Here is a 6887-nt window from a genome sequence, read left to right as displayed (position 1 = left end):
CAGTTTTCAAAGAACAAGACTAGATAAAATTCATAATCGAATTTTTTGTTCATCGCCAAGCTCTTAAAAGCGGCGAGGAATTTATCTTATCATGTATTTTATCTTAATGCAAGCTTTTTTTTCGATGAAATGGAATGAGTTATTTTAATATGAAGTTTTTTAATCACACCTAAACTCATTTGCTTGCCTCATCGCCAGCCCGTTTTCGTGGGCGGAGTTATAATGTACCATAGAATTATATCATATGGCAACCTTTTTTTATAAAATTATTTATTCCAAAATTATACAGAAAGTAATAATTATATTTTAGAAACAGATTTTATAATCTAATACCAAACCAACCATTTGCTCTATCTAACTAATTGCTATATAGAAAGTAAAAGAATTGGAATCACAAATTAACTTGCCAGTATGATGAGTAAATTAAAGGCTTGAGTATTTTTTTATTCGTTAAGTTGTGAAATGTATATTAGTAAGCTAGATAACTCTTTACTAAAAAAAGATTTTCTATAACAGTACGATATGTAATAATATTTATAATAATAATGAAGTTCATTAAAAGGTGGCATTTGTGATGATTAAAATTACAGCGGATAGTACATGTGATTTAAGCCAAGAAATACTTGAGCAATTCCAAATTTCTTTAGCCCCACTACATGTGCTAGTAGATAATGAAGATTATTTAGATGGAATAGCTATTCAACCAAAAGATATTTTCGAATATGTAGGGAATCAAGGGAAAACTTGCTCAACATCAGCGATTAATATATTTGAGTACGAGCAATTTTTTAGACCATTTGCTGAAAAATATGAAGCTGTCATTCATATTAACTTAAGCCATCATCTTTCTTCTTGTTATCAAAATGCTAGGTTGGCTGCCCAAGAATTCGATAACGTTTATGTTATCGACTCATTAAATCTTTCTACAGGAAGTGGTCACTTAGTGTATGAGGCAGCTATGCTTTCTCAGCAAGGACTAACTGCTCCTGAAATTGTTGAGCAGATTGAGCGGATAAAAAGCAATGTTCGCTCCTCATTTGTTATTGATACGATGGAGTATTTAAAAAAGGGCGGCCGTTGCTCAAGTATAGAAGCTTTTGGAGCAACCCTGTTAAAAATAAAACCATCAATCGAAGTGAAAAACGGTCAGATGGTTGTAGGAAAAAAATACAGAGGAAGTTTTGATAAAGTTATTTTAAAGTATGTAGAAGATCAATTAGCTAATATTGAAGAAATAGATCCGAGCCGTATATTTATTACTCACTCATATTGTTCCCCTGAAACAGTTCAACAAGTACGTCAAAAGCTTGAAAGTTATCAGTATTTTGAACAGATTTTAGAAACGACTGCAGGGTGTACAATATCAGCACATTGCGGTCCAAATACGTTAGGTATTCTATTTAAAACATTGAAATAATCAAATACGGTATTGATAGCTCAAGTTCTAGCAAGTTATATATAGTAAGAAAAAATATACTTAAGTTATATCCAATAAATTAAATATAAAGGCCTTTTCTTGGAGAATTGTGCAGCTGCACGAATTTCACAAGGAAAGGTCTTTTATTTTCTCATCGCTACTATTTCTTAACTCCCTCTCCTGAACAATGCCCAATCCTGAAAAGTCATATCCAAATCATGCTATCAAAAATATCCAGCAAATCGAAGCAACTTTTTAAAGCGTTGTCAACCCTTCTTAGATTAATGTTTTATCATCTTTTTCTAATAACCTTCTTATTTTCCAAGTATGATAAGGCTTTCTCTTCTCATAGGTAAATGGTGGATAATTTATCTATGTTATACTGTTTTCACAGCGAAAGGGACATGTCCCACATCAAACATTAGTCATCAGGAGGATATTCATCATGAAATTAAATAAAAGCCCATTAATAAAAGTAATTACAGTTGCTGGCGTATGCTTAACGGTCGCATTTAGCGGAATATCAGTAACTTCAACAAATACTAATAGTACTACAGCATACGCAGCAACAAATGCATCTGCAAGCAATATTATTGCTACGGGAAAAAAATATATCGGTACTCCATACGTATTTGGAGCAAAATCAGGGATTACATCTGCGTTTGATTGCTCTTCCTTTGTACAATATGTTTACAAAAAGAATGGTATCTCACTTCCAAGAAGCTCCAGACAGCAAGCAAAATCAGGTAAATATGTATCGAAATCAAATTTAAAAGCTGGTGATTTGATTTTCTCAGATACTAATCGTGATGGGGTCATCAATCATGTAAGCATTTATATGGGAAATAATAAAATTCTTCATACGTATAAAAAAGGGATTGGCGTAACGATCTCTACATTCAAAGGCAGTTCTTGGGATAAAACTTATGTAACTGCTCGTCGAGTATTAAAGTAATAAAATTTAGAAGAGCCTGGGACAAAACCCAGCTAAATGAAAGAAAACTCCTGGTGCTCTACAAAGTAGAATGCCAGGAGTTCATTTTTTACATACAAAAGGAACACTTTCTGTTAAAATTTAAGTATCTCACCCCAAAAATTTCAAAAGAAAGGTGTTCCTTATGTTTAAAGATTATAACATGAATCAATTAGTTTTGCCTCTAAATTTAGAAGTTAAATTAGATAAACATGATATCGCATTTGCCATTCATCATTTGGTCGAAAGTATTCCAGATGAAGCGTTTCGTTCGTTTGTTCGTCGTGACGGTTGTCCAGCCTATCATCCGCGCATGATGCTCAAGATCATTCTATGCGGCTACACTCAATCTGCCTTTTCTGGTCGTAAAATTGAAGCTCTTACGAAAGACAGTATTCGGATGATGTGGTTAGCTCAAGGCTATGAACCTTGCTACCGTACGATTAATCGTTTCCGTGTTCATCCTGTGATGAAAGACTTACTCCGCCAGTGCTTCGTTCAATTTCGCTCGAAGTTAGTGGAAGAAAAGATCATTACCCAAGAAGCGATGTTCATTGATGGAACCAAAATTGAAGCCAATGCGAATAAGTTCACCTTTGTATGGAAAAAAGCCGTGGACAAACATCATGCTCGGCTCATTGAAAAGTCGAATCAACTGTACAACGAGTTATTGGAACAAAAGATCATTCCAGAGCTTGAACATGAGCAAGAACTCTCTACGGAAAACTTACTGGAGATCGCAGAACACCTTGAGCGAGTGGTTGAAAGCTATACAGAAAAGATCGCAGCATCCGAAGATACGAGTGAACGAAAACAATTACGAAGCAAGCGAAAAGCACCAAAACAACTACTCAAGCAAGTCCGTGATTGGATGGAACGAAAAAACATGTACAAGCTTCATCAACAACGATTCGGAAAGCGCAACAGTTATTCCAAAACCGATCCTGATGCAACCTTCATGCGAATGAAAGATGACTACATGAAGAATGGACAATTGAAGCCTGGATACAATGTACAAATTGCAACCGAAGGACAATACACACTGGCTTATGGTATCTATTCCAATCCAACGGACACCAAGACGCTTATTCCTTTTCTTGATGAAATTGAAACCCATTATTTTGACTTGCCTACCTATATCGTAGCGGATGCCGGATATGGAAGTGAGCAAAACTATGAGGATGTGATCACGAAGCGCAAGCGTGTTCCATTAATAAAGTATACGATGTATGAGCGTGAGCAAAAGAGAAAGTCTAAAACCGATCCATTTCAAACAAGTAACTGGCACTATGATGCCGAAAAGGATCGTTATCTTTGTCCAAATGGACAGGAACTAACGTTTCAACGCTATACCATACGCAAAGATAAAGATGGGTTTGAGCGACAATTCAAGATCTATGCTTGTGCGGATTGTACAGGATGTCCTTTCCGATCCTCATGTACGAAAGCACAAGAAGGAAGACACCGACAACTGATGATCAATGCACGTTGGGAACAACAAAAAACCTATGTAAGAGAGCAGCTTTCAGGAGAAAAAACAGGGGAGATCTACCGTCAACGAAAAATTGACGTAGAACCAGTTTTTGGATTCTTGAAGGCTAATTTAGGTTTCACTCGCTTTTCAGTTCGAGGAAAACGGAAAGTTGAGCATGAGATTGGACTTGCCTTAATGGCAGTAAACTTAAGGAAATATGTGCTACGAACGTAGCATAGCATTAGAAAAACAGAGCCTAAAATGAGCAAACGGTGAAATCTTTGAACAGATTTCACCGTTTGCTTGTTTTAAGAGACAAGTTTTGTCCCAGGCTCTTTTTTTGCCTTATGAAAACCGCCTCACCGCAAAAGCCTGTGCATATGCAGCTCTCGATTATAGATTTTTAGTGCCGCTTCATTGTTAATACATTTACTGATTTAATTGCTTAGTTGACGTTGACTACTATTTAACTTCTTAATTATCCAAATGGCGATTAATCCGTATAAAACAATCATAATCAAACCATTTTCTCCGCCAATGTAATACGCTAAATCTGAATGAACTTGAGTAAATTCACGATAAAATGCCCAGGATACATTGTGTGCACTATGTAAAATTGCTGCTGGCCATACGCTATTTGATTTCAATCTTACATAACCAAAAATAACACCGCCAATTATTGTTTGAACAATCATTAATGGATACATAATCATTGGATTACCTTCTGAATGGTATAGACCTGCGAGCATCAATGGAATATGAAAAACTGCATGTATAAATCCTGTAAGCAGAACTGCTTTTTTCCATCCTAAAGATATTAGCTTTGGCAAAAGATATCCTCTCCAGCCTAGCTCCTCCCCAAGTGAACTAGTAACTGTATGAAAAATAAAAACAATGAGAACTTTAATAATAACTGACCAAATAGATCCACCTGCTTCCTCAGGAACAAATCTTGAAGCATAAGGTGTCGACCAAATAATTAAATACGTACAGCTTAAACAAACTAAAGGGACCAAAATACAAAATAACCATAGATTTTTACCAGTGCGGGACAGCCCTAAAGCCCCCCACTCTTTTCTTTTATATCCATCCCTAGTAACAACAAAAAACATAATAAAAGCAGTTATCGTAGGTACAAACATATAGATTTCTGGAGAAATCTTTAACAAACCAAATAATGAAGCAAGCAACATAGCTAGTGCAATGAAAAAAGCAGATTTCTTTAAGTCAGATAAATTCGTTAGCATAAAACACCTCTAATTTCTTAAATAAGATTATTAATAAGTAAAGCAATTTCTTAGCAATCGTTTTTCTTATGTTTTCAGCTTATTCTTTTAAAGTCATAGTCAACAGTGCCAAAAAGTCATAATATTTAATGCAGAAAGTCATACTTGCTGCCGCGTACTAAATTGAACATCCCTTGCATATTCGTTATTATTTTTTGGACTTTCATTACTTTTTTATAGATTTTTTTAAACTAATAGTATACAATCTTCTTTATGAAAAAATCATCTTAAGGAGACAATTAAATAAAATGCAGACAGAAACTCTTAAAAAGCCACCATATTTAGTCATTGCCATTTTATTTTTCGGGGCGTTCGTATCATTTTTAAATAACTCTTTATTAAATGTCGCACTGCCAACGATTATGAATGACTTTGAAATTGATGCTACAACTGCTCAATGGTTAATAACTGGATATATGTTAGTCAGTGGAGTATTAATTCCAGTGTCAGCATTTCTAATTACGAAATTTAAAAACCGTTCACTATTTTTAACATGTATGATTCTTTTTACGATCGGTACAGGATTAGCTGCTTATGCACCAAACTTCGCAACATTACTTGCAGGTCGTATGGTGCAAGCTGCAGGCGCGTCTGTAATGGGACCATTGTTAATGAACATTATGCTTGTTAGTTTTCCGCGAGAAAAACGTGGAGCAGCAATGGGGATTTTCGGACTTGTTATGATTACCGCACCAGCAATTGGACCAACATTATCTGGTTATATTGTTGAATATTTTGACTGGCGCATTCTATTTGAAATGATTTTACCATTTGCTATTATTTCCGTGCTTTTAGCGTTTTGGAAACTAGAAAACATTATGGAAACAAGCAATCCATCACTAGATATTCTTTCAGTAATTTTATCTATTATTGGATTCGGTGGATTATTGTATGGCTTCTCTATGGCCAGCTCAAAAGGCTGGGATAATATGGCTCATGTTATCGTACCATTAATTATTGGAACACTTACTCTAATTTGGTTTGTAGTTCGTCAATTCAATCTAAAACAACCGCTTTTAGATTTTCGTGTATATAAGTATCCAATGTTTACATTAGGATCTATCATTTCAATGGTCAATGCAGCGGCGATGTTCTCAGGAATGATTTTAACTCCGCAATATGTGCAAAATGTTCGTGATATTACGCCTCTTGATTCAGGTTTAATGATGTTACCAGGGGCACTTGTAATGGGGATAATGTCGCCATTTACAGGTAAATTATTCGATAAATTTGGACCGCGCGTATTAGCATTTCTTGGACTAGCAGTTACTGCTTATTCAACGTATTTACTAGCTGAAGTGCAAATGGATTCTAGTTATACTTATATCGTTTTAGTATACACATTACGTATGTTTGGTATGTCTATGGTAATGATGCCAATTATGACAAATGGCTTAAACCAATTGCCAACTCGTTTAAATCCACACGGTACAGCCGTTAACAATACAGCACAACAAATTATGGGATCAATTGGTACAGCTATTTTCGTAACGATTATGACAAAACAAGCAACAAGTGAAGGGACTAAATTAGTTCAGGAGCTTCAGCAAACTGATCCTGCTAAATTACAGGAGGAAGCGACACAAGTGCTTCTTAAAAAAGAAGCGTTGTTACACGGTATTCAAGTATCCTTCTTAGTGGCGATGTTTGTTACACTCGTACCACTTGTATTGTCTTTCTTCCTAAAACGAGTTGAAGTCAATAAAGAAGCACTAAAGAAAATTGAAGAGCAATAGA

4 protein-coding genes and 1 pseudogene are annotated in these 6887 nt (G+C 35.3%); 4 read left to right on the top strand and 1 reads right to left on the bottom strand.

The genetic code is table 11. The annotated features are described in order from the left end of the window. Window positions 1–574: 574 nt before the first annotated feature. The 3 genes and pseudogenes from AC2TDL_RS17150 to AC2TDL_RS17140 form a co-directional block, all read left to right on the top strand. Window positions 575–1417: a DegV family protein gene (locus tag AC2TDL_RS17150; protein ID WP_484697275.1), complete on the top strand. Its 843-nt coding sequence runs from the start codon at window positions 575–577 to the stop codon at window positions 1415–1417. A 445-nt stretch (window positions 1418–1862) separates the two neighbouring features. Next, window positions 1863–2372: a C40 family peptidase gene (locus AC2TDL_RS17145; protein WP_484697274.1), complete on the top strand. Its 510-nt coding sequence runs from the start codon at window positions 1863–1865 to the stop codon at window positions 2370–2372. 163 nt (window positions 2373–2535) lie between these two features. Then, window positions 2536–4083, top strand: a pseudogene (locus tag AC2TDL_RS17140) (IS1182 family transposase); the annotation flags it as partial. Window positions 4084–4301: 218 nt separating this feature from the next. Here the strand turns inward: AC2TDL_RS17140 and AC2TDL_RS17135 are convergent. Next, window positions 4302–5111 carry a CPBP family glutamic-type intramembrane protease gene (locus AC2TDL_RS17135; RefSeq protein WP_484697273.1) on the bottom strand — a complete coding sequence of 270 codons (810 nt, stop codon included), beginning with the start codon at window positions 5109–5111 and terminating at the stop codon, window positions 4302–4304. Between the two features lie 287 nt (window positions 5112–5398). Here AC2TDL_RS17135 and AC2TDL_RS17130 point away from each other — a divergent pair, with 287 nt between their 5' ends. After that, window positions 5399–6886, top strand: a complete 1488-nt coding sequence (locus tag AC2TDL_RS17130) for an MDR family MFS transporter (protein ID WP_484697272.1) — start codon at window positions 5399–5401, stop codon at window positions 6884–6886. The last annotated feature ends 1 nt before the right edge of the window (window position 6887 follow it).

The organism is Paenibacillus sp. plas6 (assembly GCF_057221655.1).
This window is presented reverse-complemented; position numbering and strand designations above follow the sequence as displayed.

Excerpts from the sequence above, each read along its gene's own strand:
- AC2TDL_RS17150 (WP_484697275.1), top strand. The coding sequence starts at position 575 with ATGATTAAAATTACAGCGGATAGTACATGTGATTTAAGCCAAGAAATA.
- AC2TDL_RS17145 (WP_484697274.1), top strand. The coding sequence starts at position 1,863 with ATGAAATTAAATAAAAGCCCATTAATAAAAGTAATTACAGTTGCTGGC.
- AC2TDL_RS17135 (WP_484697273.1), bottom strand. The coding sequence starts at position 5,111 with ATGCTAACGAATTTATCTGACTTAAAGAAATCTGCTTTTTTCATTGCA.
- AC2TDL_RS17130 (WP_484697272.1), top strand. The coding sequence starts at position 5,399 with ATGCAGACAGAAACTCTTAAAAAGCCACCATATTTAGTCATTGCCATT.